Source organism: Clostridium celatum, from assembly GCF_021412605.1.
Classification (GTDB): Bacteria; Bacillota; Clostridia; order Clostridiales; family Clostridiaceae; genus Clostridium; species Clostridium celatum.
The window spans coordinates 34,069-59,255 of the sequence record NZ_JAJKGM010000009.1 but is presented as its reverse complement, the minus strand read 5'-3'; the positions used below and the strand labels follow the sequence as shown (position 1 = coordinate 59,255).

The 25,187-nt window shown below is 28.2% G+C and carries 22 protein-coding genes; 5 read left to right on the top strand and 17 right to left on the bottom strand.

Annotated elements, in window-relative coordinates; translation table 11 throughout:
* Nucleotides 1-99 precede the first annotated feature (99 nt).
* Nucleotides 100-1,182, bottom strand: a complete 1,083-nt coding sequence (locus tag LPC13_RS06070; protein WP_195244739.1) for a hypothetical protein — start codon at nucleotides 1,180-1,182, stop codon at nucleotides 100-102.
* Between the two features lie 140 nt (nucleotides 1,183-1,322).
* On the opposite strand from LPC13_RS06070, the gene LPC13_RS06065 reads away from it, so the two are divergent.
* Nucleotides 1,323-2,381, top strand: a complete 1,059-nt coding sequence (locus tag LPC13_RS06065) for a YkvI family membrane protein (RefSeq protein WP_005209682.1) — start codon at nucleotides 1,323-1,325, stop codon at nucleotides 2,379-2,381.
* A gap of 75 nt (nucleotides 2,382-2,456) precedes the next feature.
* Here the strand turns inward: LPC13_RS06065 and LPC13_RS06060 are convergent, their stop codons facing one another.
* The 10 genes from LPC13_RS06060 to LPC13_RS06015 all read right to left on the bottom strand — a co-directional run bounded on the left by LPC13_RS06060 (nucleotide 2,457) and on the right by LPC13_RS06015 (nucleotide 15,841).
* Nucleotides 2,457-3,794 carry a peptidoglycan-binding domain-containing protein gene (locus LPC13_RS06060; RefSeq protein WP_005209680.1) on the bottom strand — a complete coding sequence of 446 codons (1,338 nt, stop codon included), beginning with the start codon at nucleotides 3,792-3,794 and terminating at the stop codon, nucleotides 2,457-2,459.
* Nucleotides 3,795-3,857: 63 nt separating this feature from the next.
* On the bottom strand, nucleotides 3,858-7,418 hold the full coding sequence (locus tag LPC13_RS06055) for a S8 family serine peptidase (protein ID WP_234088696.1): 3,561 nt from the start codon (nucleotides 7,416-7,418) through the stop codon (nucleotides 3,858-3,860).
* A gap of 254 nt (nucleotides 7,419-7,672) precedes the next feature.
* Nucleotides 7,673-8,347 carry a helix-turn-helix domain-containing protein gene (locus tag LPC13_RS06050; protein WP_005209675.1) on the bottom strand — a complete coding sequence of 225 codons (675 nt, stop codon included), beginning with the start codon at nucleotides 8,345-8,347 and terminating at the stop codon, nucleotides 7,673-7,675.
* 4 nt (nucleotides 8,348-8,351) lie between these two features.
* Nucleotides 8,352-8,714 carry a DUF3783 domain-containing protein gene (locus tag LPC13_RS06045; RefSeq protein WP_040418334.1) on the bottom strand — a complete coding sequence of 121 codons (363 nt, stop codon included), beginning with the start codon at nucleotides 8,712-8,714 and terminating at the stop codon, nucleotides 8,352-8,354.
* A gap of 252 nt (nucleotides 8,715-8,966) precedes the next feature.
* Nucleotides 8,967-9,491, bottom strand: coding sequence for a peptidylprolyl isomerase (locus LPC13_RS06040; protein WP_005209672.1), 525 nt, complete (start codon nucleotides 9,489-9,491; stop codon nucleotides 8,967-8,969).
* A gap of 152 nt (nucleotides 9,492-9,643) precedes the next feature.
* Nucleotides 9,644-9,913, bottom strand: a complete 270-nt coding sequence (locus LPC13_RS06035; RefSeq protein WP_195245201.1) for an STAS-like domain-containing protein — start codon at nucleotides 9,911-9,913, stop codon at nucleotides 9,644-9,646.
* A gap of 152 nt (nucleotides 9,914-10,065) precedes the next feature.
* Nucleotides 10,066-10,836 (bottom strand): glutamate racemase, encoded by a 771-nt coding sequence (gene murI, locus LPC13_RS06030; protein WP_005209664.1) that lies wholly within the window; start codon nucleotides 10,834-10,836, stop codon nucleotides 10,066-10,068.
* Nucleotides 10,837-11,046: 210 nt separating this feature from the next.
* Nucleotides 11,047-11,349: a hypothetical protein gene (locus LPC13_RS06025; RefSeq protein WP_195245199.1), complete on the bottom strand. Its 303-nt coding sequence runs from the start codon at nucleotides 11,347-11,349 to the stop codon at nucleotides 11,047-11,049.
* 222 nt (nucleotides 11,350-11,571) lie between these two features.
* Nucleotides 11,572-14,778, bottom strand: a complete 3,207-nt coding sequence (carB, locus tag LPC13_RS06020; RefSeq protein WP_005209661.1) for a carbamoyl-phosphate synthase large subunit — start codon at nucleotides 14,776-14,778, stop codon at nucleotides 11,572-11,574.
* A gap of 13 nt (nucleotides 14,779-14,791) precedes the next feature.
* A complete protein-coding gene (locus LPC13_RS06015; protein ID WP_005209660.1) occupies nucleotides 14,792-15,841 on the bottom strand; it encodes a carbamoyl phosphate synthase small subunit in 1,050 nt (349 codons plus the stop codon).
* A gap of 692 nt (nucleotides 15,842-16,533) precedes the next feature.
* Here LPC13_RS06015 and LPC13_RS06010 point away from each other — a divergent pair.
* Entirely contained in the window at nucleotides 16,534-17,265 is a 732-nt protein-coding gene (locus LPC13_RS06010) for an ABC transporter ATP-binding protein (RefSeq protein WP_005209659.1), read from the top strand.
* On the top strand, nucleotides 17,252-18,442 hold the full coding sequence (locus tag LPC13_RS06005; protein ID WP_005209658.1) for an ABC transporter permease: 1,191 nt from the start codon (nucleotides 17,252-17,254) through the stop codon (nucleotides 18,440-18,442). Before LPC13_RS06010 ends, LPC13_RS06005 begins: the two co-directional genes overlap by 14 nt.
* Nucleotides 18,443-18,552: 110 nt before the next feature.
* On the opposite strand, the gene LPC13_RS06000 is transcribed toward LPC13_RS06005, so the two are convergent.
* Complete coding sequence (locus LPC13_RS06000) at nucleotides 18,553-19,380, bottom strand: HAD family hydrolase (protein WP_234088694.1); 828 nt, start codon at nucleotides 19,378-19,380, stop codon at nucleotides 18,553-18,555.
* A gap of 11 nt (nucleotides 19,381-19,391) precedes the next feature.
* Complete coding sequence (locus LPC13_RS05995; protein ID WP_005209654.1) at nucleotides 19,392-20,177, bottom strand: SDR family NAD(P)-dependent oxidoreductase; 786 nt, start codon at nucleotides 20,175-20,177, stop codon at nucleotides 19,392-19,394.
* Between the two features lie 336 nt (nucleotides 20,178-20,513).
* Between LPC13_RS05995 and LPC13_RS05990 the strand changes: the two genes are divergently transcribed.
* Together LPC13_RS05990 and LPC13_RS05985 are read left to right on the top strand one after the other, a co-directional pair.
* Nucleotides 20,514-20,915, top strand: a complete 402-nt coding sequence (locus LPC13_RS05990; RefSeq protein ID WP_005209652.1) for a hypothetical protein — start codon at nucleotides 20,514-20,516, stop codon at nucleotides 20,913-20,915.
* Between the two features lie 76 nt (nucleotides 20,916-20,991).
* Nucleotides 20,992-21,258: a hypothetical protein gene (locus LPC13_RS05985; RefSeq protein ID WP_195245193.1), complete on the top strand. Its 267-nt coding sequence runs from the start codon at nucleotides 20,992-20,994 to the stop codon at nucleotides 21,256-21,258.
* A gap of 87 nt (nucleotides 21,259-21,345) precedes the next feature.
* Here LPC13_RS05985 and LPC13_RS05980 read toward each other — a convergent pair whose 3' ends face one another.
* The 4 genes from LPC13_RS05980 to proB all read right to left on the bottom strand — a co-directional run bounded on the left by LPC13_RS05980 (nucleotide 21,346) and on the right by proB (nucleotide 24,929).
* Nucleotides 21,346-21,936, bottom strand: a complete 591-nt coding sequence (locus tag LPC13_RS05980; protein WP_005209649.1) for a SanA/YdcF family protein — start codon at nucleotides 21,934-21,936, stop codon at nucleotides 21,346-21,348.
* A gap of 70 nt (nucleotides 21,937-22,006) precedes the next feature.
* Nucleotides 22,007-22,453, bottom strand: a complete 447-nt coding sequence (locus LPC13_RS05975) for a GNAT family N-acetyltransferase (RefSeq protein ID WP_005209646.1) — start codon at nucleotides 22,451-22,453, stop codon at nucleotides 22,007-22,009.
* Between the two features lie 403 nt (nucleotides 22,454-22,856).
* Complete coding sequence (locus LPC13_RS05970; protein ID WP_234088693.1) at nucleotides 22,857-24,101, bottom strand: glutamate-5-semialdehyde dehydrogenase; 1,245 nt, start codon at nucleotides 24,099-24,101, stop codon at nucleotides 22,857-22,859.
* 21 nt (nucleotides 24,102-24,122) lie between these two features.
* Nucleotides 24,123-24,929, bottom strand: a complete 807-nt coding sequence (proB, locus tag LPC13_RS05965) for a glutamate 5-kinase (protein WP_195245191.1) — start codon at nucleotides 24,927-24,929, stop codon at nucleotides 24,123-24,125.
* Nucleotides 24,930-25,187 lie beyond the last annotated feature (258 nt).

The window sequence follows — 25,187 nt, the reverse complement described above, 5'->3', positions numbered from 1 at the left end:
TTCACCTACTCTTTATCTTAAAATATAAAATAGAGGTCTGTATATTACATACAAGCCTCTTTTATTAATTTACTCTATTATAAATTAGTTATTTCACAATTACAATTTAGTTATTTCTAAACTTTTTATATTAATATCATATACTCCTGTTAAATTATCCTTACTATTATCATTCTTATAAACGGTAAAATTAAGGTTTTCATCTTCAAAATAGTTTGCCTTAACATTATATACTTCTTTAGAGAATTTACCATCTAAATTACTCTCTATAAGTTCTCCGTCTTCAGTTTTATAAATATTAAGTCTATTTATACCTGCTTCGTTTTTATAGTTTACAGCTAAATTATCATCTTCTTTTGAAAATATAAAATCCTCTATTTTACAATTATTCAACAAATCAACTGATACTACTTTTCTTGATACTGGCTTCTCCATAATATCTTCTATTTCTGCTAATGAAGCACTTTCTGAAGGAGTACCTGGTGAAATTTCATCTGTTCCACTCTCCATTAAAGTATCATCTATATATACCACACAAATATATGCATCTTTTTCATTAATTGTTGAAATAGCGACCTTTTGACCTGTAAAGCCTAAAACAACCTTACCAAAGTTATCATTAGGTACCTTTTCTTTATAAAGCATTACTTTATTATTTCTCAAATAAGTATCTTTAGGAATATTATTTAAGCTAATAACTAAACTACTTTTCCCTCCCTTTTCACCAATTATTCTAAGCGCCTTATTTTTTGTATATAATTCTCTTTTAGATGTTGCTTTTACACTACTTATTGTATATTTATCACCAGCCCTATTTACCCTTATAATATAATTCTCTAAATCACTCTTAGGTTCAACATTAGAATCTCTTATTACATTAAAGATAAAGTATGAAAAATCATTTCCTGAAATTGTTTCATCTAATTGAAATGAAGCTAATTTTGAAACTCCTTCTGATAAATTAACATTATTGCTAATAAGTTCATTATCACATAATTCATTAGCACTAGTAATATCACCTTTACTTATATTTAGTAAATACTCTTTTGCTAATGTTCTCCCCTTTAAAACATCAAATAAATCTAACATTGCTTCTTCATTTTTTTCCATTTTGGTACAACTAATTAATATACTTGTAGTTAAAATCAACATAATGCTAATTATCTTTTTTAAACCCATCATATTATCTCCTTATAACTTATATCATTATAAACAATACTTAAATTTATTTTTCCTAATTAAATTTAGCTTATTCATAAATAAAGAATAATTGTACTGTAACTTTTATATATTGATATTAGAAATATAATGGAGGGATATGGTTGAAAAAAGATTTAATTAAAATTTTTGAAATTGCCGCTGTATTCATTGGCACTATTGTAGGAGCTGGTCTTGCATCCGGTAAAGAGATAACTGAATTTTTTACATCATTTGGGCCAATTAGCTTCTTTGGAATATTATTTTGTGGCGCATTTTATATTTTAATGGGCACTATATTATCTAAAATAAGTATAAGATATGAACTTAATTCTTATAGCGATGTTTTGAAAATAATAAGTCCAAATTTATTAGGTAAAATAACAGGTGTTATTACTACATTTTATTTAATATCTAGTGCTTCAATAATACTTGCAGGTAGTGGAGCATTACTAAATCAATTTTTTGGAATACCTAAAATACTTGGTTCTTTAATTATGTTAGGAATTGCTTGCATATTTTTATTAAGAGGAACTAATGGACTAATAGAAGTAAACTCATTTATTGTTCCATCATTACTTTTTACAATTACATTAATTACTTTACTATATCTTTTATTTTGTAAAGATATAGTTTCTTTAGAATACATAGCTAAATTTACGCCACCTAAAACTGGAATAGCTGTGTCTACAATACTTTATGCTGGATATAATGTACTTTGCTGCTCTGGTGTATTAGTTCCTTTAAGCAACGAAACTAAAAACTCAAAAAATGTTATTTATGGTGTTGCAATTGGAGCCTTAGGTCTTACATTACTATCAAGTGCTATAAATTTATTACTACTAGTAAATCAACCCTATATATTTGAACTTGAAATACCATTACTTTTAGTTTCTCAAAGATTTGGAACTGTAATTCAAGCTATGCTTTTAGTTATTATTTGGCTTGAAATGTTCTCTACTGAAGTTTCAGATGTATATTCTATAAGCAAAACCCTTGAACAATCATTTAATATAAAATTTAAAAATGGTATTTTTATAGTTCTTGCTATTGCACTACCAATATCTCAAATTGGTTTCTCAAATTTAATTTCAACACTCTATCCACTATTTGGAGTGCTTAGCTTAATATTTATATCTCAATGTATTTATTTTTACTTCAAACATAAAAGTGAATTTAATTAAAATTAAAAATGATGATATAACAAAAATAAATTAAAATGCTATATCATCATTTTTTAAGTTAGATTTATCATATTATTAGTCGTCAAAGTAATTAATTCGGGGTATATCTTTAGATTTTAAAAGATCAAATGAAACTGGTGGTGTAAATATTCTTTGTGTCTTAGCACAACCTCTTAATTCTGCTATCCTTGTTACACCAACATAAATATCTGATATTTTATACCAAGTAGCATAATCTACAACACCTGTTTGAGGTAAATTAAATACTCCTTGGAACACCTTAACAGCTTCTTGAGTTTTTTCTCCATATACTCCATCTAAAGCTGATTTAGGTATTAGTGGATAATTTTGTGCTATTCTATTTAATTGTTCTTGGATTACTTTAACTTCATCTCCACTAGACCCTAAAGTCAAATCATAACCTGGATAAGAACTTGGACTTCCTTCGACAACTTCAGCTGTAACAAGCTCAATATCACTACCATAAAAAGCCGTTAGTATTTCATATGGTGTTTTTCCCTCATCACCCATATACTTACTTCCCCATTGGGTCATCCATCCTGGGCATTGAACGTTTTTCCCGTCACAATATTGTGTTAATAACGGTTGTTTTCTACCGACCCTTCGTACATAAGTAGAAAATATATCATCTACAATTACACTTATACTTTCATATAAATTTCTTCCATAATTAAATGCATGGTCATAAGCTGTTGAATTAGTTATATCAAAGTTCTTTCCTTTTCCCCTATACCACTCCGTATAAATTCTATTTAGTGTAAATGATATAATTGCATATACATTACTCCTAATAGTATTTTCGGACCATGTTGAGTATATCTCGCATGAAGCTACATTTTTAATATAATCTTTATAAGGTACTGTGTAATTTGGTGCTGATGTATTATTAGGTCCTCCTGCATGAACTACAATAAATTCAGGAACAACAGGCTTTGGCAAAACAACTCCACTAGTAGGTGCTGGTAATGGTTTATCAACCTCTTCTGGAATTTTTGCTGGATAATTTCCATTCAATGTATTAGGTTGAATATTTATTACATCCGCTCTGCTACCAATATTTCTCATCTCTTTAATTAAATTGCATTGTTGAATTGCTATTTCATCAGGAAATATCTGTATACCATTAACTACTAATGATTGAAAGCCTTCTCTCTCAATTTTTAAATCATAAAGACTATATGGTATATTTCCTGTTGGTTGTTCTGAATATGCTAATGGCGGTGCTGATAGTTCTATTACTTGTGATTCTCCAGAAGAATTAGTTGTAAGCTCTATCTCTTTATTTCCACCTGTTGATCCTTGAGAAGATACTAATGTAGCCTTTATTCCATCTATGGGAATATACGTATCTCCAACAAAACATTGCAACTTTAAGCCACCCTTTTCTGCCATATATTACTCCTATATAAATTAATTCATTATATTAATATGCTTTTTAATTATATTTAGTGATTATTATAAATCTTTAGGCTTTCTAATAAACAAATTATTAACCTTATATTCTTCATATTCATCTGATCTAGGTGAATATGTTTCTCTTATTCTATCAAATATGCCTTGTAAATCAAACATACCATATCCCCAATCTCTATTAGGATAAACATCACCTGGTCTTCCTTTAGCACCACTTATAATATAAGATTTTATCTGTGATGAATATATATCTGGATAGTTTCCATCACTAACTGCCCATTGTAGAATAAGCGCACAACATCCTGCAACAACAGCTCCTGCAACTGAAGAACCACTCATTAATGAAGTATTTCCTCCTGGATTAGTAACTAAAGCCTTAACTCCGCCTGCTGCTATATCTGGCTTTATTTCTCCATTTCTTGTATAGCCTCTACCTGATTCTGATACAACTGCGTTATTATCTTGATTATAATATGCCACTGAAATTGCTCCCCTTGATGTGCTTGGTAATGTAAGAGTTGTATATTCAACAGGATTTAAAAATTTAGTTTCATCATCTAAAAGCTCCCTTTGTGGTATCCAAGCACTATACTTACCTTCCACTATATATTGCCCTGTTAATCTAAACTTCCAAATTCCTGCTCTTAATTTATATGCTCTTATAAAAATAAGTGAATCTCCTGTTGTCAATTCTGGAGAAGTAAAATTCACTATCATTTCAGTTCCTTCATATAAAAATTTAATTCTTTCATTGTTTGTATTTTTAGATTCAAGGTTATCTATTACCTCTCCTGCAGGTGATATAATGGACAGTTTAACTCTATCTGGCTTACCTATCCATATTTCTATCGGTAGATTTTTTTGTTTTTCACCAACTCTTATCTCTATCTCCTCTATATCACCAACTTTTTCTATTTTTCCTTCAGTATGAGTATCTGTATTTCCCTCATTACCTACAGGTACAATAATTACAGTTCCTGCTTGACTTGAAAAATTTTCTATAGATGATTCAATAATTCCATTTCCTGTATGAGACCCCATACTACTTCCAAGTGGTATAAATACTACCACCGGTTTCTTTAACATTCTAGCAGTAGAAATCGCATATCTTAGCCCTAATAATACACTCCACGGACTATATGAAGGTACATCTGTTTTATCAATAAGTGCTAAATCAAGTTCTACCTTAGTTGCTCTAGCCAATTTAACAATAATAAATTGACAATCAGGAGCAGCTCCTTTTAACTCTGGATTTATTCCTCTTCCCCCTATAATTCCACTTAATTTAGTTCCATGACCTATATCATCCTTAGATTGAACTATACTATATGGGTCTCCACCTGAAGTTTGTAAATTTATTGCTTGATTTATTTGTTCTTCAGTATATTCAATTCCGTATTTTAATCCATTTACTTCTTTATCACCTTGTATAGTTTGATCCCATATTCTTAAGATTCTTGTAGTATCATCTTCTTTTTGAAACTCTTTATTAAGATAATCTATTCCAGTATCTATTACAGCTACTAACACATCTTTTCCATTAAGTCTTAAATACGGATTATTGTTAAATGTAGGAGCACCACTAGCTTCTACTGGAGAAAGTTCATTCAATGTTAATATAGTTGAAACTTCAATATTAACTACTCTTACAACAAATTTAGTTATTTCATTAATAATATTAGCCGGTGCAATTATTATTGCAAAATTTGTTGATATCATTACACCTGCAACTCCAGGTATTTTTAATATATTTTCTAGGGCTTCTTCACCTGGTACCTCTACCAAAATAAATATTTTATCTTTACTATCTGTAGTATAATCAACACCAATTCCAGACACTTCACTAACATTTTTGCTTTCCTGTCTATCTTTAATGTAAAAATTCCTAAATCCTAACCCTAATGTTTGAGAAACTAAATTAATACTATTTCTTAAACAAAGTTCTCCATATCCCCATGCTGGATCCGGATATTGTATATCACGTCTTCCTTTTTTTGCTCCTATAATCAAAAAATATTTTAACCGTTCTCCATATAAGTATGGATCATTTCCCTTAACTATACCCCATTGCATCATAAGTGCAGAAGCTCCAGTAACTTGTGGTGCTGCCATAGACGTACCTGTTTTTTTATCAAATCCTCTATTAGGTATAGTTGAGTAAATTCCTTCTCCTGGCGCAACTATATCTGGTTTTATATATTGTCCATTATATATTTCTCCTCTACCACTAAATGGTGAAATAATATTAACCAAATAATTATAACTACCAACAGATATTATATTTCTAACTGTAGCTGGAATTCCTATCGTATTATAAACAACTGGGTTTAAAAACTTAGTATTAATATTTAAACCTTCGGAAATAGGTAACCACATGTCAAAATTCCCATCATATTCATTCAATTTTTTTAGAGTTATCTTCCATTGACCTGATGATACAAACTCATTAACACCAGTTAACACAATTCCAATTTCACCACTTACATCAAAAGGTTTAGGACCCGTTAAATATATAGAATACCTTGTATTTCCTATAGTTCCTTCATTAAATCCCTGCTGTAATATTATTTCTCCAGTACTAAATCCACATGGACAAAGTAATTCTATACTTACTTCTGGTAATATTGATTTGTATAAATTTATTACAACTATAGATTCATCTGATGAAATATTAAAATATACTTCATTTATTCCTTCTAATGTTCCTCCAACATGATGTGCAGCTTCACCTTCATTACCTGCTGCAATAACTATAGATACCCTCTCTGTAGCAGATACTGTAGATATATATTGTTCAAGTAAACTACTTCCATTATGTGCTCCATCATTAGTACTTAAACTCATATTTATTGCTAAAGGCATATTTAGCTCTTTTCCTTTATCAATAAGAAACTTTATTCCTTTCATTATTTGAGTACTCAATGCAAATCTACTTCTAGCAACTTTAACCATTGCTATTGAACTTTCAGGAGCTACTCCATAATATTTAGAATCTATGTTTCCTCCAGCGCAAGCTATTCCTGCAACGTGTGTTCCATGTCCAGTAACATCAGTAGAATCAACTATTGAATACGGATTAGATGATTTAAGTGCTTCATTAATTTGAGATTTATTATATACTTTTCCGCCTTCATCTAAATCATATATATATTCTATTCTAGTTGTTCCATCAGCATTTCTAAATGCAGGATGAGTATAATCTATTCCTGTATCAATAAATCCAACTAAAACACCTTTGCCCTTCAGCTCACCTGAATTTATTTGAGTTATACAAGAGGCCCTGTTACTTTCATAATCATTAGTATATAAACTTTTTGGCAATTCAATATATTGAATTTGAGGACTAGTTGCTAAATTAACAATATTTTCTACAGGAATCAAAACTATTCCATACCCATATCCTAAATCTGTATATTTTCCTCCTAAACTATCTACAAGTTGAGAAATCTCACTTGGAGAACTACCTGAAATTATACTTACTTCAATTTCAGTATCACTGTTACTAGCTAAAAAATTGTTTGATATACTAAACTTTGCTAATATTGATTTCGGTATATTTTTTAATAACCCCAAACCAACTTTATTATTTTCTATATTTATCACCTCATGATAATTCCTATTATCAATATATGTATAACTCTTTATATTTGAACTAATCACAGTAAAAAAGTATACCTACTAACTATTTCATTAATAATCTAAAACTAAATTAATATAATTTAATTAGCACTAACTACAAAAGTTATCCACAGTTTTGATGATTTTATCCACATTGTCCCCAACGTACTATTTATATTTATTCAATTAAATAGATTTTAAATATTTACATAATAAAAAAGTGCCTATTGGCACTTTTTCTATAATCTTATTTCAATTCTCTCTAATTTTGCAATAACTGAAATTTCTCTACTTTCAACAGTTTCAGTCATTAGGCTTCCCCCGTTACTTACTAACAGTAGCTTAGAATTTCCAAGGCTTTTTATTTGTCTTATCTTTCTCTTTCCTTTATAGTCCACTAAAAATATACCATTATTGCTTATTTCCTTAACTAAATGAGAAAATGCTAAATCACCTTCCATTATTCTAAAACCAGACATTTCGTTATCTTGAATTTCTAAATACATTACTTTATCTTGTGGAAAACCTTCCACTTTATTTGAATGAATAGGTAATTCTATTTTCCCTTTAACATTTTTTAAATTATAATCATAAATTGGTACATTTTTAAGTACCGAAGAAAAAGCATTATCCCAAACTTCTTCTGTTTGAATCTTTTCTGGTTTCTTATTAATTGCTACATAGTTTTTTCTTTCTTCCATTAAGGCTTCATCTGTTACTACCATACTAACATCATTTAAATCAGCATTTAAAACTTTTGCTGCCTTGTCTATAAATGATTCTTGTACTATTCTTCTTCCAGTTTCAACTTCATTAATAAACTTTTCTGCAACGCCTAGCTTTTTTGCTAAAGCTTTTTGTGTCATACCTGATTTTTCTCTTGCCTCTTTAATCTTTAATCCAACTCTACTCATTTCTCTATTCCTTTCTATTCTTTAAATACCATTCTCTTTCTTCTATAAGATGCTTTATTAAATAATTAAATTTCCAATTAATAGACGTTGGAGTTACCATTGCTAAAACACCTTTTTTAACAATACTTCTAGTTTCTCTTATAACATCGCTCATTTCAAATTCTAAAAAATTATTATATATTATAGCTTTTTCTTTAATTGGATTTCCATTTATAACATTTAATCTTATTCCTGATAATATATCATTTAGTGTCATTTCACACATTTCTGGAGTTACTTCTATTACTTTAAACTTTAGTTCTCTTAACTTTTCTAACTCTAAATCAGACAATCCATAAGCCAAAATGCACTTATTATTTTCAAGCATCACTCAATACCTCTCTTAAATATAATAAACTTTTACTTTTAAAATTTATACTTATTTTAGTTTTTCTATATCAACATCCTTTATATATTGTGAATATAGTACTTATATTATTATAAGTTAAAATAAGCAATAAATTCCATAATAATCAAAAAGTTAAGATATTAAAAATTAACTTTTATTATGAATTAACCTTTCTAAGATTCATAATATACATTAACTCTTAATTCTTAACCTTTTATCTTTAACTAAAAATTAGTCTTCTATAATTTCTGGCTCTTCTATCTTTTCTCCAAAAGTATCAACTGTTACTTTTTTCATAACTTGATCTTCATATGGCTTATCGCTATAATCAGTTTTTGTGCTAACTATCTTATCTGCAACATCTTGACCTTCTATAAGCTTACCAAATGCAGCATATTGTCCATCTAAATGTGGTGCATTTTCAACCATGATAAAGAATTGACTTCCTGCTGAATCTGGATGCATAGCTCTAGCCATTGATAAAACACCTTTTGTGTGTTTTAATTCATTCTTAAATCCATTTCTTGAGAATTCACCTTTTATGCTATATCCAGGTCCTCCAATTCCCATTCCTTCTGGGCATCCGCCTTGTATCATAAATCCAGGTATTACTCTGTGGAATATTAATCCATCATAGAATCCTCTATTTACTAAATCAACAAAATTCTTTACTGTATTTGGAGCTATTTCAGGATATAACTCAGCTTTCATTATATCTCCGTTTTCCATTTCTATAGTTACTATAGGATTTTTCATTTAAGTTACCTCACTTTCATTTTTGGTATAATTTATTATTATCATATTTACCTATAGTAATTCAACGATTTATATAAATTTTATTAAAATAATTTGGTAAATAAAAAGCTTCTAACTTAAAAATTTAGAAGCTTTTATTATATATTATTTATTTATTGAAAAGCAGTTCCTAATACTACTCTTGAGTAATCACTATAATTTGATAAATTTTTAACATCAATATGCTTAAAAATGTAATCTCTTCCAAACTTATTTATTAAATCACTGAATAAGCAGTTTAGAAAAGTAGTTGGAATTCTAGTCATGCCTTGGAAATCTAAAACTACACCTAACTCTAAGTTATTCTTAACTATCTCTCTTAGTAATATAGCATCTTCTACTGAGTACTTTTCCCCTAAGAATTCTTTTACCTTTATAATCATATCCATATCTAAACCCCCCTTATTTTTGTAATTTTCAGAAAATTCATCCTTTAATAATAATATATACTACTCTTTATTAATTGTCAACTATTTAACAATATTTATTTAAAAATAAAAAAACGCCTACTTGGCGTCTTTTTTTATTTTTATCTTTATGACAATAATTTCCAACTTAAATCTATTATCTTATCTTCTCCTAAAGAATTATATATTTCTATCTTTCCTTTAGTTGTATTAGTATTAAGTAGGTTCTTTTCAGCTAATCTTCTTTTTATTTCCCTAGCCGTTCCTTCACCACCATCAATAACTTCAACGTTTTTTCCTAATATTTTAGATATTGAATCTTTTACAAATGGATAATGTGTACATCCTAATACTACTGAACTAACATTTTCTGAAGAATAATCACTTAATTTTTCCTTTAAATAATATTCTAATTCTATTCCATCCAATACTCCACTTTCTATAAATTCCATAAGTCCCGCACATGGTATTGGTACTATTTCAGCTTTATCTTTATATTTATCTAGTAGTAATTTAAATTTATCTTGTTTTATTGTCATAGGTGTTGCCATTATAAGTATTTTTCCGTCTCTTCCTAATTCTACTGCTGGCTTTATAGCTGGCTCTATCCCTACTAATGGCATATCTGGGTAAACAGTTCTAAGTTCTCTTACTGCCGCACTTGTTGCTGTATTGCAAGCTACTACAAGTCCCTTTATACCTTTACTTATTAAGAATTCTACTGCTTTAAATGTTAAATCTCTAATTTCCTTTGTTGATTTTACTCCATAGGGAGCATTCTTTGAATCTCCAAAATATATGTAATTTTCATTTGGCATTATTTTTATTGCTTCCTTCATTACACTTAATCCACCAACTCCAGAATCTAAAAAACCTATTGGCTTATTATTATTATCCAAGTAATCTCACTCCAATTTATAATTTATAAACTTATTATATATCCTAATATATATTAATTTATTTAGGCATATTACTATATATAAATTATATACTATTTTTTTAACGAGAAACAACTTTTGCCTATATTTCTAACTTATTTATAAATTCACTTATCCAAATATTATCTAGCTTAATATTATAAGTACAATTATTATTATTTATATGTATAGTTAATTATTTGACATCCAAGCTGGTATTAAAACTCTTTCATTGTCTATAATAGATGAATTCATTAACTGTTCTCTTCTATTTAATTCTCTTCTAGCACTATTTCTACTTAATAATTCTTCTGCCTCATTAATATTTTTAGCTTTAAATACTATTGTCCACCCGTTTTTATCATATTTTCCAGCACACATAACATATTTATCTTCATTTTTATTTTTTCCATTCATGCTGTTATAAATAAAGCTATTTAACTCTCCAATATTTTTATAATTCATTTTTACAAATATATCTCCATTTCCTTTCATACCGCACCTCCGAACAAGCGTTCTTTATATTTTAAATATAACAGAACATTAGTTCTTAGTCAATAGCTTTTTTATCTTGTACTGGACTTTTTTCATTAATTTTGAATTATATTCTTATAACATATAATTCACTATTTTATAAGAATATATTTTTAGTATCTAATTATAAAATTTAAAAGCAAAGGATTATGTACAATTTACATAACCCTTTGCTTATTTTTATTACTCAGCTATATTAAATACCTCTAAATTCATTTTATCAATTTCTGACACCTTAACATCTGCAATTGCTCTTAATGTGTCTAGAGCTGTTATTACTCCAATATTTCTTTCAATGGCAGCTCTTCTAATTAAGAATCCATCTCTCTTAGAATCATTCCCTTTAGTTGGAGTATTAACTACTAAATCTACCTCTTTGTTTTTAACAACATCTAAAATATTTGGATTTTCTTCATTAAGTCTTCTAATTTCTTCACAATCAATTCCCTCTGCTCTTAAAAGCTTACAAGTTCCTTCTGTTGCTATAAATCTATATCCAGCCTTAGCCAAATCTTTAGCTATTGGTAAAAATTCAGCCTTATCATGCTTATTTATAGTTGCTAAAATCTTTCCTTTTTCCATTGATGGATACATTCCACCACCAACAAATCCTTTATATAAAGCTTCTTTAATATTTCTACCGACACCTAAAACTTCTCCTGTAGATTTCATTTCAGGCCCTAAAGATACTTCAACCTTTGGTAACTTTTGAGTTGAGAATACTGGAACCTTAACTGATACTAGTTCTGGTTCTGGATAAACATCTACTCCATATCCTAAATCTGCTAACTTTTCTCCAAGCATAACTTTCGTAGCTAAATCTACTATTGGAACCCCACTTACCTTACTGATATAAGGAACTGTTCTTGAAGCTCTTGGATTAACTTCTATTACATATAGATTTCCTTCAAATTCTATGAATTGAATGTTTATCATTCCCTTTATTCCTATAGCTAAAGCTAACTTTTTAGTATAATCTAAAACTTTTGCTTTTATTTCATCACTAATATTTTGACTTGGATACATTGTTACAGAGTCTCCTGAGTGAACTCCAGCTCTTTCTAAATGTTCCATTATTCCTGGTATTAAAATATTTTCTCCATCAGATATAGCATCTACTTCGATTTCTCTACCCATTAAGTATTTATCTATAAGAATTGGATTCTTTTTATCCTTCATAAATGCATTCTTTAAGTAGTAAGTTAACTCTTCCTCATCATGAGTTATTTCCATACCTTGCCCACCTAAAACATATGAAGGTCTAACAAGTACTGGGAACTTTAATCTTCTAGCTTCTTCTATACCTTCTTCTAAAGTCCAAACACCTTTACCCTTAGGTCTAGCTATATCAAATTTTTCAAGTAATTCCTCAAATTTTTCTCTATCTTCGGCCATATCAATTTGATCTGCTGTAGTTCCTAAAGTTTTAATTCCTTTTTCCTTTAAGAAGTTTGCAAGCTTAATTGCTGTTTGACCACCGAATTGAAGAATTACTCCATATGGATTTTCTTTTTCAATAATATTTAATACATCTTCTTCTGTTAATGGTTCAAAGTAAAGTTTATCTGATATATTAAAATCTGTACTTACTGTTTCAGGGTTATTATTAACTATTATAGTTTCAATTCCCATCTTTTTTAATGCCATTACACAATGAACTGATGCATAGTCAAATTCTATACCTTGACCTATTCTTATTGGTCCTGAACCTATTACTATAACTTTTTTCTTATCTGATACTTCAACTTCATCATATTGCTCATAAGTTGAGTAGTAGTATGGTGATAATGCTTCAAATTCTCCACCACAAGTATCAACCATCTTATATGCCGGTTTTATATTCCAAATACTTCTTAATCTATAAATATCATCTGGACTAACCTTTAACATATCAGCTATAGCCTTATCCGAGAATCCCTTTCTCTTAAGATTTAATAACCATTCCTTATCTAGATCATCTATTTTGCTTAACTTTAATCTAGTTTCTTCATGTACTATCCACTTAAATTTTTCTAAGAAGAATATATCTATTCCAGTAATCTTAGCAATACTTTCAATTCTGTAATCTCTTCTTATCATTTCTGTAAGAGCAAATAATCTTTCATCATCAGGTTTCATTACAGCTTCTTTTAATTCTTGTATACTCATTTCTTTAAACTTTGGATGGTCTAAAGAATATTTTCCTATTTCTAAGCTTCTAATCCCCTTTAATAATGCTGACTCTAAGTTAGCACCTATAGCCATTATTTCTCCAGTTGCCATCATCTTTGTTCCTAAAGCTCTATCAGCTGTAAAGAATTTATCGAAAGGCCATTTAGGAATCTTAACTACTACATAGTCTAATGTTGGTTCAAAACATGCATATGTTTTTTGAGTTACTGCATTTTTAATTTCATCTAATCCATATCCTAAAGCTATCTTAGCTGCAAGCTTTGCTATTGGGTATCCAGTAGCCTTTGATGCAAGAGCTGAAGATCTTGAAACTCTAGGATTAATTTCAATAACTGCATATTCAAATGAATTTGGATTTAAAGCAAATTGTACGTTACATCCACCTTCAATTCCAACTGCATTAATAATATTAATTGATGCAGTTCTAAGCATCTGATATTCTTTATCCGATAAAGTTTGAGATGGAGCTACAACTATACTGTCTCCTGTATGGATACCTACTGGATCAATATTTTCCATATTACATACAGTAATACAGTTTCCGTAAGAGTCTCTCATCACTTCGTACTCTACTTCTTTCCAACCTTTAACTGACTTTTCTAATAAAACTTGCCCTATTGTACTTAATTGTAATCCTGATGCAAGAATAGTTCTTAGTTCTTCTTCATTTTCAGCTATTCCTCCACCAGTTCCTCCTAATGTATAAGCAGGTCTTACTATAACTGGATATCCAATTTTATTTGCGAAAGCCATACCTGCTTCCATATCAGTTACTATTTCAGATGTAATAACTGGTTCATTGATTCTGTGCATCATATCTCTAAATAATTCTCTATCTTCGCCTTCTTTGATAGAAGCTATTGATGTTCCTATAACCTTAACATCATATTTTTCTAATATTCCAGCATCATGTAAATCAACTGCTAAGTTAAGTCCTGTTTGACCTCCCATACCTGCAAGTAAGCTATCTGGTCTTTCTTTTGCTATTACTTTTTCAACGAATTCTAATGTTAATGGCTCTATATAAATTTTATCTGCTACTTCTCTATCAGTCATAATAGTAGCTGGATTAGAATTAACTAATACAACTTCTATTCCTTCTTCCTTTAATGCTTGACATGCTTGAGTTCCTGAATAATCAAATTCTGCCGCCTGTCCTATAACTATTGGTCCTGATCCTATAACTAAAACTTTTTTAATATCTTTATTTAATGGCATTTTCTAAACCCTCCTATAGTGCATATTCCATAAATCTGTCAAATATATATTCGCTATCCTTTGGACCTGCTGCTGCCTCTGGATGGAATTGAACTGAATAAATTGGTAATGTAGTATGCTTCATCCCCTCTATTGTTCCATCATTTATATTCATATGAGTTGCTACAACTCCTTCAGGCAATTCATCAACTACGTATCCATGATTTTGAGATGTAATATGAACTCTATTTTTTTCTAAATCTTTCACTGGGTGATTACATCCTCTATGTCCAAACTTCAATTTAGTAGTTTTTCCTCCTAAGGTTAATGCTAATAATTGATGTCCTAAGCAAATTCCTACTATTGGTTTAATTCCGACTATCTTCTTAATATTTTCTATTACACTTTCTAAGTCTTCTGGATCCCCAGGGCCATTTGATAAAAATACTAAATCAGGATTTACTGATAATACTTCTTCAGCTGTAGCAGTCATCGGAAAAACTGTTATTTTACAATTTCTTTTTTTAAAATTTCTAATTATATTAGTCTTTATACCGAAATCCATTATTGCAACATGCTTACCAGTTCCTTCAATTGTATAAGCTTCTTTAGTTGAAACTATACTAACAGCTTCTTTATTTGAGAAAGCTTTAATTTTTTCTTCTACTTCGTCTAAGCTACTATGTTCTAATGAAATTATTCCTCTCATTGTTCCATTATTTCTTAAAATCTTAGTTAAGGCTCTTGTATCTATACCTTCTAATCCAATTATTTTATTTTGTTTTAAATAATCTTCTAATCCAATTTCACATCTAAAGTTGTTAGGGAAATTACACTTTTCTCTTACTATAAATCCCTTTACCTTTGGAGTTTCAGATTCATTGTCTTCTAAATTTATACCATAATTCCCTATTAGCGGATATGTCATAGTTACAATTTGACCGTAGTAAGATGGATCTGTTAATACCTCTTGATAACCTGTCATCCCTGTTGTAAATACAACTTCTCCTACGCTATCTTTTAAATATCCAAATGCCTTACCTTCAAAAGTCATTCCATTTTCTAATATAAGCCTTGCTTTCATTCCTAGCCCTCCTAAATTTTATGTATTGAAATATATATTTTAGGTTTTAAAACTTCTATTGTTCTAATTTTATTTATATATACTCCCTTAATATACGTCTTGCTAAAAATACACCCCATAAAAGCTTCTTGTAATTTTAAATAAAGAAACTACTTCTCTTAACATTAAATGAATACACATTGTGTAACTTCAACTAACCAAATTAAAGTTTTGAGTTTCATTCAAATTCGATTAACTAAATCATAGATTTAGAATCTTATTTAAAACAAAAGGATAGTAAGGAGATGATTATTTGGTAAATCTCTCCATACTATCCTTATAATATTTAAAATCATTTTTAGAAAACTCTTTTGATAATTTTACTATGTAACTATTGTTATTTAAATTTACGTATAACATACCTACATACTCCTTTCTGGCCTCTCTGGACCAATTTAAAGTGTACTTTTTAACTTAAAATTTTTTAGTTTAATATCTATTTGATATTATTCTATATTCTCCCCCAATATCTGTCAAGAGCAAAATTAACATAGTTTTTCTTTTCTTTATTATGGGAATAGTACGAATTTTGTTTTATTTTACATAAATTTACTTTATAATATTCTTATCCAAATTATACATCTATTTGTATAATTATTCAATGCATTTGAATTTTTATTCATATTTTTATAAAAATAAAGGGGGACATTTATATGCTTGTATTAAATAATGTAAGTAAAAAATTCAAAAAGACTACTGCTGTAGATTCTATTTCTTTTACTGTTTCTCCCGGTGAAATTGTTGGCCTTTTAGGTGAAAATGGAGCCGGTAAAACTACAACTTTAAGAATGATTTCTACCATGTTAAAAATATCTAGTGGCGAAATTATAGTAAATAATATAAATGCTGCTAAAGATCCTGAAAAGGTTAGAAAAGAAATTGGAATTCTTTTTGGTGGTGATGTTGGTCTTTATGAAAGATTAAGCGGAAAAGAAAATATAAAATACTTTGCAGACTTATATGGAATGACTAAAGAAGAATCTAATAAAAAAATCCATGAATTATCTAAAAGTTTTGGTATGGAGGAATATATAAATAATCCTGTTGGAAAATATTCTAGGGGAATGAAGCAAAAAATTTCAATAGCTAGATCTATAGTTCATACTCCATCTGTAATGTTATTTGATGAACCAACTACAGGTCTTGATGTAAGTGCTAGCAGAATAGTTCAAGATTTTATTTTAAAATGCAAAGAAGAAAATAAGACAATATTATTTTCAAGCCATTCTATGAAAGAAGTAGAAAAACTTTGCGATAGGGTTGTTATTATTAATAAAGGTAAGCTTTTAGAAAATTGTACTATTTCAGAATTAAAACTTAAATACAACAATGACGATTTAGAAGAAGTTTTCTTACAACTAATAGGAGGTAATGTTAATGAATAATTTTTTGACTGTTCTAAAAAAAGAACTATTAGATATTTTTAGAGATAGAAAAGCTATACTATTCACAATATTGCTTCCAATAATATTATATCCTGTAATGTTTAAATTTATTTCATCTGCGGTAACTGACATGGAAAATGATGTTCAAAAAGAAATTAATATTGTTATTGAAGGAGATTTAGACTCTGATATAGCTTTATTATTATTAAATGAACCTAATATTAAAACTCCTAATGTTAATAACAATAAAGATGCTTTAAAAAATGGAGATATTCAAGCTATTATAGTAATTCCTGAAAACTTCCCTGAAAACTCCTCAAATAATAGCTTATCTACAATTCAAATATTATATGATGAAGAATCAAATAAATCACTTATGGCAAGTCAATTACTATCCAGTATTTTTGAAAATTATAAATACTCACTAGTAGAATCTAAACTGATAGCTAATGGTCTTGATGCTTCAGTTTTAAATCCATTTCAAATTGAAGTTAAATCCGGAATTAATACTGATTCTAGTGAAAATAATGGATTTGGAACTATTATGTTAAGTATGCTTCCAAGCTTATTGGTAATATTTATGGTATCTTCAACTTTAGCAATGGCAGCAGATTTAGGAGCTGGAGAAAAAGAAAGATGTACTTTTGAACCACTCTTATCTACACCAGCTATACGAAGTTCTATTCTTTGGGGTAAAATTGTAGCTCTTTGTTCTATCTCATTCTTAACCCTTATTGTTAATATGATTGCAATGGTATTTTCAATGAATAGTTTTATGAATTATGGGGGTAGTCTTGAAATTTCTCTTACTCCAACAGCAATCTTAGGTATTATAGGAATATCCTTATTCTTATTAGTAACATTATCTGCATTACAAATGGCCATAAGTCTTTATGCTCGTTCATCAAAAGAAGCTGGAACTTATCTTTCAGGAGTTATGATCCCAACAATGCTTTTATCGTACCTTCCAATGATGATGGATGCTAAAAGTATAAAACTTGTATTCTTCAATATTCCCGTAGCAAATGCAGTTTGTTTAATGAAAGAGTTCATGGTTGGAATTTTTAATGTTCAACATATTTTAATAGTTGTTATATGGCATATATTATATGTAGTTTCATCTATTCTTTTTGCTAAGTATATGTTCTCAAAAGAAGAAGTTATTTTTAGAAATTAGTCCTTATATGTAATAATACAATTATTTATATAAAAAAAGAAAACCTCTATTTCATTTTATGATTTAGAGGTTTTACTTTTAAAATATATTATGAGATCTTAATTAAATTATTACCTATTACCTATATTATTATATTTTAATTGATTTTCTATCCATCTTATTATAAATTCAATAGCATGTTCATCATTACTTGGAGTTATATATTTTGTTTTTTTCTTTAACTCTTCACTTCCATTACCTATGCAAAATCCATAATGTGCCACTTCTATAAGCTCCACATCATTCATATTATCTCCAGCGGTTACTATCTTAAAATTTTCTATTTCCTTGAATTTTATTAACTCTTGAAGTGCTTGTCCTTTAGATATATTTCTTGGTATTACTTCTAAATATATAGAAGAACTTCTTACAATATCTTTATCACCATAAACTTCTTTTAAATAATTTTCTACAAAATCTAACTCTTTCTTATCTCCTACTACTAATACCTTAGTCCACTTTTTTTCAAAAATACTTTCATCAACTTCATAAATTACATTATAGCCTAAATTAGTAAATCTCTCAGTTTGTTTACATGATTTATAAATATAAACTACTTCATCACTATATATTTCAATTCCAACATTAGAATTTATCTTAGCAACAACTTCTATAATTTCTTTTCTTTCTTCTTCTAAAAACTTCTCATAAATTACTTCATCATTACTAAAATAATATATCTTAGTTCCATTATACATAATAACAGGTAGTGTGACCTTTAGTTTATGAATATGCCTTTTTACAGAAGGTAACATACGTCCAGTTGCTAAGGTAAATTGTCCACCATTATCTACAAAGTATTCAATAGCACGCTTATTTTCTTCTGATAATTTTCCTTTGCTATTTAAAAGTGTTCCATCCATATCAGAAACTAATAAATATCCATCAAAATGTCCCATAAAATCCTCCATTATTTTTTATTAGTTTTCATTATTATTTTTCTTGAAATACTTCTTGGTAAGAACTTATTTCCCATTACCAATAATTTATTCTTAATCCCAGGAATTATAATAAGTTTACCTTTTTTAAATTCTTTATATGAAATTTTTGCAACCTCTTCTGCATCCATTAAATACTTTTTAGCACTTTCACTTTTATTAATTCCTGCCTTGCTTTGAAAAGACGTTTTTACAGGACCAGGACAAAGACATGAAACTTTAATTCCATATTCTTTACACTCTTCATATATAGCTTCTGTTAAATTAAGTACATATGCTTTTGAAGCATAATAAGCTGCCATCCTAGGTCCAGAGCAAAAAGCAGCAGTTGAAGCCACATTTAAAATTCCTCCATCCTTTACCCCTATTATTTTCGGTAAAAAATATTTTGTTAATCTAGTTAAAGATTTTATATTTATGTCTATTAAGGCCTCTTCATTTTCCCAATTAATATCTTTAAAATCTCCAAATGACCCAATTCCAGCATTATTTATTAAAATCCTAACTATTATTTTATTTATTTCAATATAATTAATTAATTTTTTTATATCTGAATCCTTTGATATATCTAAACTTAAAGTTTTTATTTCTATATTGTATTGACTTAATTCATTTTCTACAGCTTTTAGCTTTTCAATATTTCTAGCAATCAATATTAGATTATATCCATCACTCGCATATAGCTTTGCTATTTCATATCCTATGCCAGAGCTAGCACCTGTAATTAATACATACCCTTCTTTATTAAGCTCTATCATGTTTCCTCCAAAATTTATAATAAACTCTTCATTAATACTTATTATAACAAATATTTAAATTTTTTTATTTTCTATAATAAAAAGTACCTAAATTAAAATTACATATTGTATTTAATAACGACAAAAGAGATAAATCTAAAAAAATATAAAACTAATTATTATTTAGAAATATAAAAACTTATAAAAATTTTATATTTTTTTAAAAAAGGTCCCTAAATCAAATTTAAATATTGTATTTAATAACGACAACATTAATAAAGTCTATAAATAAAAAAGCACCTAAAATCGAAATAACAATTGTATTTAGTAATATAAAAAAGTGGAGGAATTTAAATTATGAAAAAATTAATAATAGGTTTAGTATTAGCTGCAGTATGCGGTGGAGTTGGCATAACAGCTTGGGCTAAAACAAGTAACGGTAAATTAACTACAAAAACTATAGGTGTACAACCTGCAAATAACAATATTAATAACAATATTAAATCAGAAATAGAAAACTATTTAAATAACAAATATGGTTCGGATTGGGCAATAAATTTATATAATAAAAACGGTGAAAAATGGGATGATATTTTAGAAAACGAATTGGAAACTCAATTTGGACATATTTATGAAGATATAATAGATCATATTATCGATGCAAAAGAATCACACTCTGGATTAGATATAGATATTGACCATAATTATGATTACTACGATGATGATCAGTACGATGATAATGATAGATATGATGATTAAATAAAAAATCATAGTACTCAAAATATACTATTAAAATTAAAAATAAAAACTTAGTTCTAATTTATAGGAGGATATTATGGAAAACATAAAAGCAAAAAAAATTAATGAAGTTTTTAATAAATACGGAAGTACTTTAAATTTACATGAGATTAAATCTATAACTGGAGCTGGAAATGGATATAAACATACTACTATTCATTCCGATAACAATATTGTTAATGCTGTAGCTAATAATTCAAATAAATTTGAAAAAATATATAATGCAATAACAAATATAAAAGGAAAAATTAATCTTCATCAAATAAAAGCACAAACAGGTGCTGGAAATGGGTATAGAAATTAATTGTAATATAAAAGTCTATTTATAAATATGTATAGAGGGAGTATATATGTTTTTCATAAAACAATATATATTCCCTCTAAAAATATATTATTTATTTATCTTTATAAGGCATAAAAAAAAATCTTTAACTTGCGCTAATTTTTCTCTTCTTTTATATTTTTTCATCCTATCATATTGCCTTAAATCTGATGGCACACCATATGCTTCAATACCAAACCTCTTAGCAATATAAATAGCTCTCGGTAAGTGATATCTATTGGTTGAAATGATTGCTTTTTTAACATTAAAAATATTTTTTGCCCTATTCATACTATCATAAGTACAAAACCCCATATTATCTATGAGCAATTTCTCTTCTGGAATATTATAATTTTTTATTATCCAATTTTTCATAACTGCAAGTTCATTGTAAGCTTCACCACTATTATCTCCAGTTAATAAAATTTTTTTACAATATCCAAGTAAATAAGTTTTTACTCCTGTTTGTAATCTATCAGCCAATAAATCACATGGATTTCCATCTGGTCTAACTCCTGCACCTAAAATAATAACTACATCACAATCTTTAGGTAGTTCATTAAGCTTACGTATATGCCTATTTCCATATCTATTTACTATAACTAGTATTCCTAAAGTTATTAATGCTATAATTAGACAACAGCCTATAATATATATCATTTTTAGCCCCTTACATATACTACTTTAATACTATAGGATATGTACTTTTTCCTTTATTGTATACTTTATTTTATAATTCTATTTTCATTTTAACATGTGGAATATTAACTTCATTATAAATCTCTGAAATAACCTTAAATCCTACACTACTATACATATCTTTAACATATTCTTGTGCCGATAAAACTACTATATTTTCATCTAAATTATTTTTAATAAAATCTAAGGCAAATTTCATCATTTTTTGAGCTATCCCTTTTCTTCTATGACTTTCAAGGACTAAGACTCTTCCAATAGAAGTATATTCGTATGCTAAACCTTTAGGTACAATTCTACTATATGCAACAATTCTTCCATTTTCCTTTAACATTATATGATAACATTCTTTATCCTTATCATCAAAATCTTGTTCTTCAGTAATTCCTTGCTCACAAACAAAAACTTCAAATCTAGATTTTGCAATTTCATACATATCATCAACTGATAATTCATTGAATTTTACTATCTCAAATTTCATAAATATTCATACCTTTCTTATACTATTTAATAGTGTAAAATATAATATCTTTTATTTTTTCTTATGTTAAGTGAAATTTATAAAATCCTTAATTGTCACTAATATGACACAATTAAGGATTATTATATTACTTGTAGATAGTTAATTTTTTCGTTTCACCTATCCTAGAGTTATTTGTCCCCCAATAAAAATAACTCTAGGCTTTTTTTTATTTTATAAGAAACTCCTTCTCCTTACGTCGAATGAGTACACTGTGTGTAACTTCAACTTGCCAAATTAAAATTTGGAATTTCAGTCAAGTTCGCCTAACCAAATTAAAATTTGGAGGTCTTTAAAAGGAAACTCCTTCTCCTTACGTCGAATGAGTAAGTTCGCCTAACCAAATTAAAATTTGGAGGCTCACTTATCTTATCTGTCCATTTCCGTAAATAATGTATTTAATAGTAGTTAATTCTTTAAGTCCCATAGGTCCTCTTGCATGAAGCTTTTGTGTGCTTATACCTATTTCAGCTCCAAACCCAAATTCTTCTCCATCAGTAAACCTAGTTGATGCATTAACATAAACAGCTGCTGCATTTACTTTTTGTAAAAACTTTTGAGAATTTTCATAGTCTTTAGTAACTATAGCTTCTGAATGTCCTGATCCAAATTTATTAATTATATTAATAGCTTCGTCTATATCTTTAACTACTTTTACTCCAATTTTATAATCTAAATATTCGTTGTACCATTCCTCATCAGTTGCCTTTATTATTGAAGAATCATAAGCAATTGCTGATTCATCACCTCTAATTTCTACTTCTTTATCTCTTAGAGATTTTAAAATTAGTGGCATAAATTCTTTAGCAATCTTTTCATTTACTAATAATTTTTCTGCTGCATTACATACTGATGGTCTTGATGTTTTTGCATTAATAACTATATTTTTAGCCATTTCAAAATCAGCATATTCATCCACATATATATGGCAGTTTCCTGTGCCAGTTTCTATTACAGGAACTGTTGCATTCTTTACTACTGCTTGAATAAGACCTGCTCCACCTCTTGGTATTAGAATATCTATATATTCATTTAATCTCATCATTTCAGTTGCAACTTCTCTACTTGTATTTTCTACTAATTGAATTGCATCTTCTGGAAGCCCTACAGATTTAAGTCCTTTTACTAAAACTTTAACTATAGCTTTATTAGAATTTATAGCTTCACTACCACCTCTTAAAATAACTGCATTTCCTGCCTTAAAACAAAGTCCTGCTGCATCGCTAGTTACATTTGGTCTTGCTTCATATATTATACCTATAACTCCCATTGGAACTCTTTTTTGACCAATTTGTAATCCATTAGGTCTAGTCCACATTCCTAAAACTTCACCTACTGGATCTGGAAGTGCAGCTACTTGTTTTAATCCATTTGCCATTGCTTCTATTCTATCTTCATTTAAAGCTAATCTATCAAGCATAGATTTAGATGTACCCTTTTCTATTGCTGCTTGCAAATCTAACTTATTTGCAGAAATTATTTCATCTTTATTATTAACTAAAAAATCTGCCATCGCATTTAATCCATTATTTTTTTCTGCTGTGCTAATATTTCCTAATATAAAAGATACCTCTTTTGCCTTTTTACCTTTAACAATTAATTCGCTCATTATTATGATCTCCTCTTATAACTACTTCTTTATAAATAATGTTCCAATATCTTTTCCACTGATAATATCTAATAAAAGTTCTGGATTCTCACCATTAGCTAAAATCATATTACATCCTGCATTTATAGCTCTTTTCGCTGCAGTTAATTTAGTCGCCATTCCACCAGTTCCAAGATTACTTCCTGCACCACCAGCACATGCTTCTAATTCAGGAGTTATTTCTTCTACTATCTTTATAAGTTTTGAATCTGGATTTTTTCTTGGATCTGAATCATAAAATCCATCTATATCAGATAATATAATTAAAAGGTCTGCTGATACCAATTGCGCTACTATAGCAGATAAATTATCATTATCACCAAATCTAACTATATTTTCTATCTCATCTATAGCAACAGTATCATTTTCATTTACTATTGGTATTATTCTATTATCTATTAAAGTTTCAAATGTATTAACAACATTTTGTCTTATATGATCATCTTCAACAACATCTCTAGTTAATAATACTTGCCCAACTATATGACTATATTCTCCAAAAAATTTACTGTATATATGCATAAGCTCACATTGTCCTACAGCCGCAACAGCTTGCTTTTCTTTTATAGTCTTTGGTTTTTCCTTTAATTTAAGCTTATTTACTCCTACTCCAACTGCACCTGATGTAACAAGAACAACTTCTTTTCCAGAGTTCATTAAATCTGATAAAACTCTAGTTAATTTTTCAATTCTAGTTAAATTAATATTTCCATTATTATAAGTAAGAGTTGAAGTTCCTACTTTAACAACTATTCTATTACACTGTTTTATACCTTCTCTAAAGTTCATTTATGTCATCTCCCAAAATCTAGCTTATTATCTATATATTATAATTATGTTTTTAATTATTTGCTATAAAAATTTCCTATTAAATATTGTAGTATTTTTAAAGTTTCATTTCCACATATATGAATTTGTGCATAAATCTTTTGCATTTCTTAATTTTTATACATAAACATTAAATTTTATAAAACTTTTTTGTTTTTTATACATTTATACTATTGATTTTTAATATTTTTGCATATAAAATGAATAGAGATGAATAAT

Excerpts from the sequence above, each read along its gene's own strand:
- LPC13_RS06070 (WP_195244739.1), bottom strand. The coding sequence starts at position 1,182 with ATGATGGGTTTAAAAAAGATAATTAGCATTATGTTGATTTTAACTACA.
- LPC13_RS06060 (WP_005209680.1), bottom strand. The coding sequence starts at position 3,794 with ATGGCAGAAAAGGGTGGCTTAAAGTTGCAATGTTTTGTTGGAGATACG.
- LPC13_RS06050 (WP_005209675.1), bottom strand. The coding sequence starts at position 8,347 with ATGAGTAGAGTTGGATTAAAGATTAAAGAGGCAAGAGAAAAATCAGGT.
- LPC13_RS06045 (WP_040418334.1), bottom strand. The coding sequence starts at position 8,714 with ATGCTTGAAAATAATAAGTGCATTTTGGCTTATGGATTGTCTGATTTA.
- LPC13_RS06040 (WP_005209672.1), bottom strand. The coding sequence starts at position 9,491 with ATGAAAAATCCTATAGTAACTATAGAAATGGAAAACGGAGATATAATG.
- LPC13_RS06035 (WP_195245201.1), bottom strand. The coding sequence starts at position 9,913 with ATGATTATAAAGGTAAAAGAATTCTTAGGGGAAAAGTACTCAGTAGAA.
- LPC13_RS06025 (WP_195245199.1), bottom strand. The coding sequence starts at position 11,349 with ATGAAAGGAAATGGAGATATATTTGTAAAAATGAATTATAAAAATATT.
- carB (WP_005209661.1), bottom strand. The coding sequence starts at position 14,778 with ATGCCATTAAATAAAGATATTAAAAAAGTTTTAGTTATAGGATCAGGA.
- LPC13_RS06015 (WP_005209660.1), bottom strand. The coding sequence starts at position 15,841 with ATGAAAGCAAGGCTTATATTAGAAAATGGAATGACTTTTGAAGGTAAG.
- LPC13_RS06010 (WP_005209659.1), top strand. The coding sequence starts at position 16,534 with ATGCTTGTATTAAATAATGTAAGTAAAAAATTCAAAAAGACTACTGCT.
- LPC13_RS06005 (WP_005209658.1), top strand. The coding sequence starts at position 17,252 with ATGTTAATGAATAATTTTTTGACTGTTCTAAAAAAAGAACTATTAGAT.
- LPC13_RS06000 (WP_234088694.1), bottom strand. The coding sequence starts at position 19,380 with ATGGGACATTTTGATGGATATTTATTAGTTTCTGATATGGATGGAACA.
- LPC13_RS05995 (WP_005209654.1), bottom strand. The coding sequence starts at position 20,177 with ATGATAGAGCTTAATAAAGAAGGGTATGTATTAATTACAGGTGCTAGC.
- LPC13_RS05990 (WP_005209652.1), top strand. The coding sequence starts at position 20,514 with ATGAAAAAATTAATAATAGGTTTAGTATTAGCTGCAGTATGCGGTGGA.
- LPC13_RS05985 (WP_195245193.1), top strand. The coding sequence starts at position 20,992 with ATGGAAAACATAAAAGCAAAAAAAATTAATGAAGTTTTTAATAAATAC.
- LPC13_RS05980 (WP_005209649.1), bottom strand. The coding sequence starts at position 21,936 with ATGATATATATTATAGGCTGTTGTCTAATTATAGCATTAATAACTTTA.
- LPC13_RS05975 (WP_005209646.1), bottom strand. The coding sequence starts at position 22,453 with ATGAAATTTGAGATAGTAAAATTCAATGAATTATCAGTTGATGATATG.
- LPC13_RS05970 (WP_234088693.1), bottom strand. The coding sequence starts at position 24,101 with ATGAGCGAATTAATTGTTAAAGGTAAAAAGGCAAAAGAGGTATCTTTT.
- proB (WP_195245191.1), bottom strand. The coding sequence starts at position 24,929 with ATGAACTTTAGAGAAGGTATAAAACAGTGTAATAGAATAGTTGTTAAA.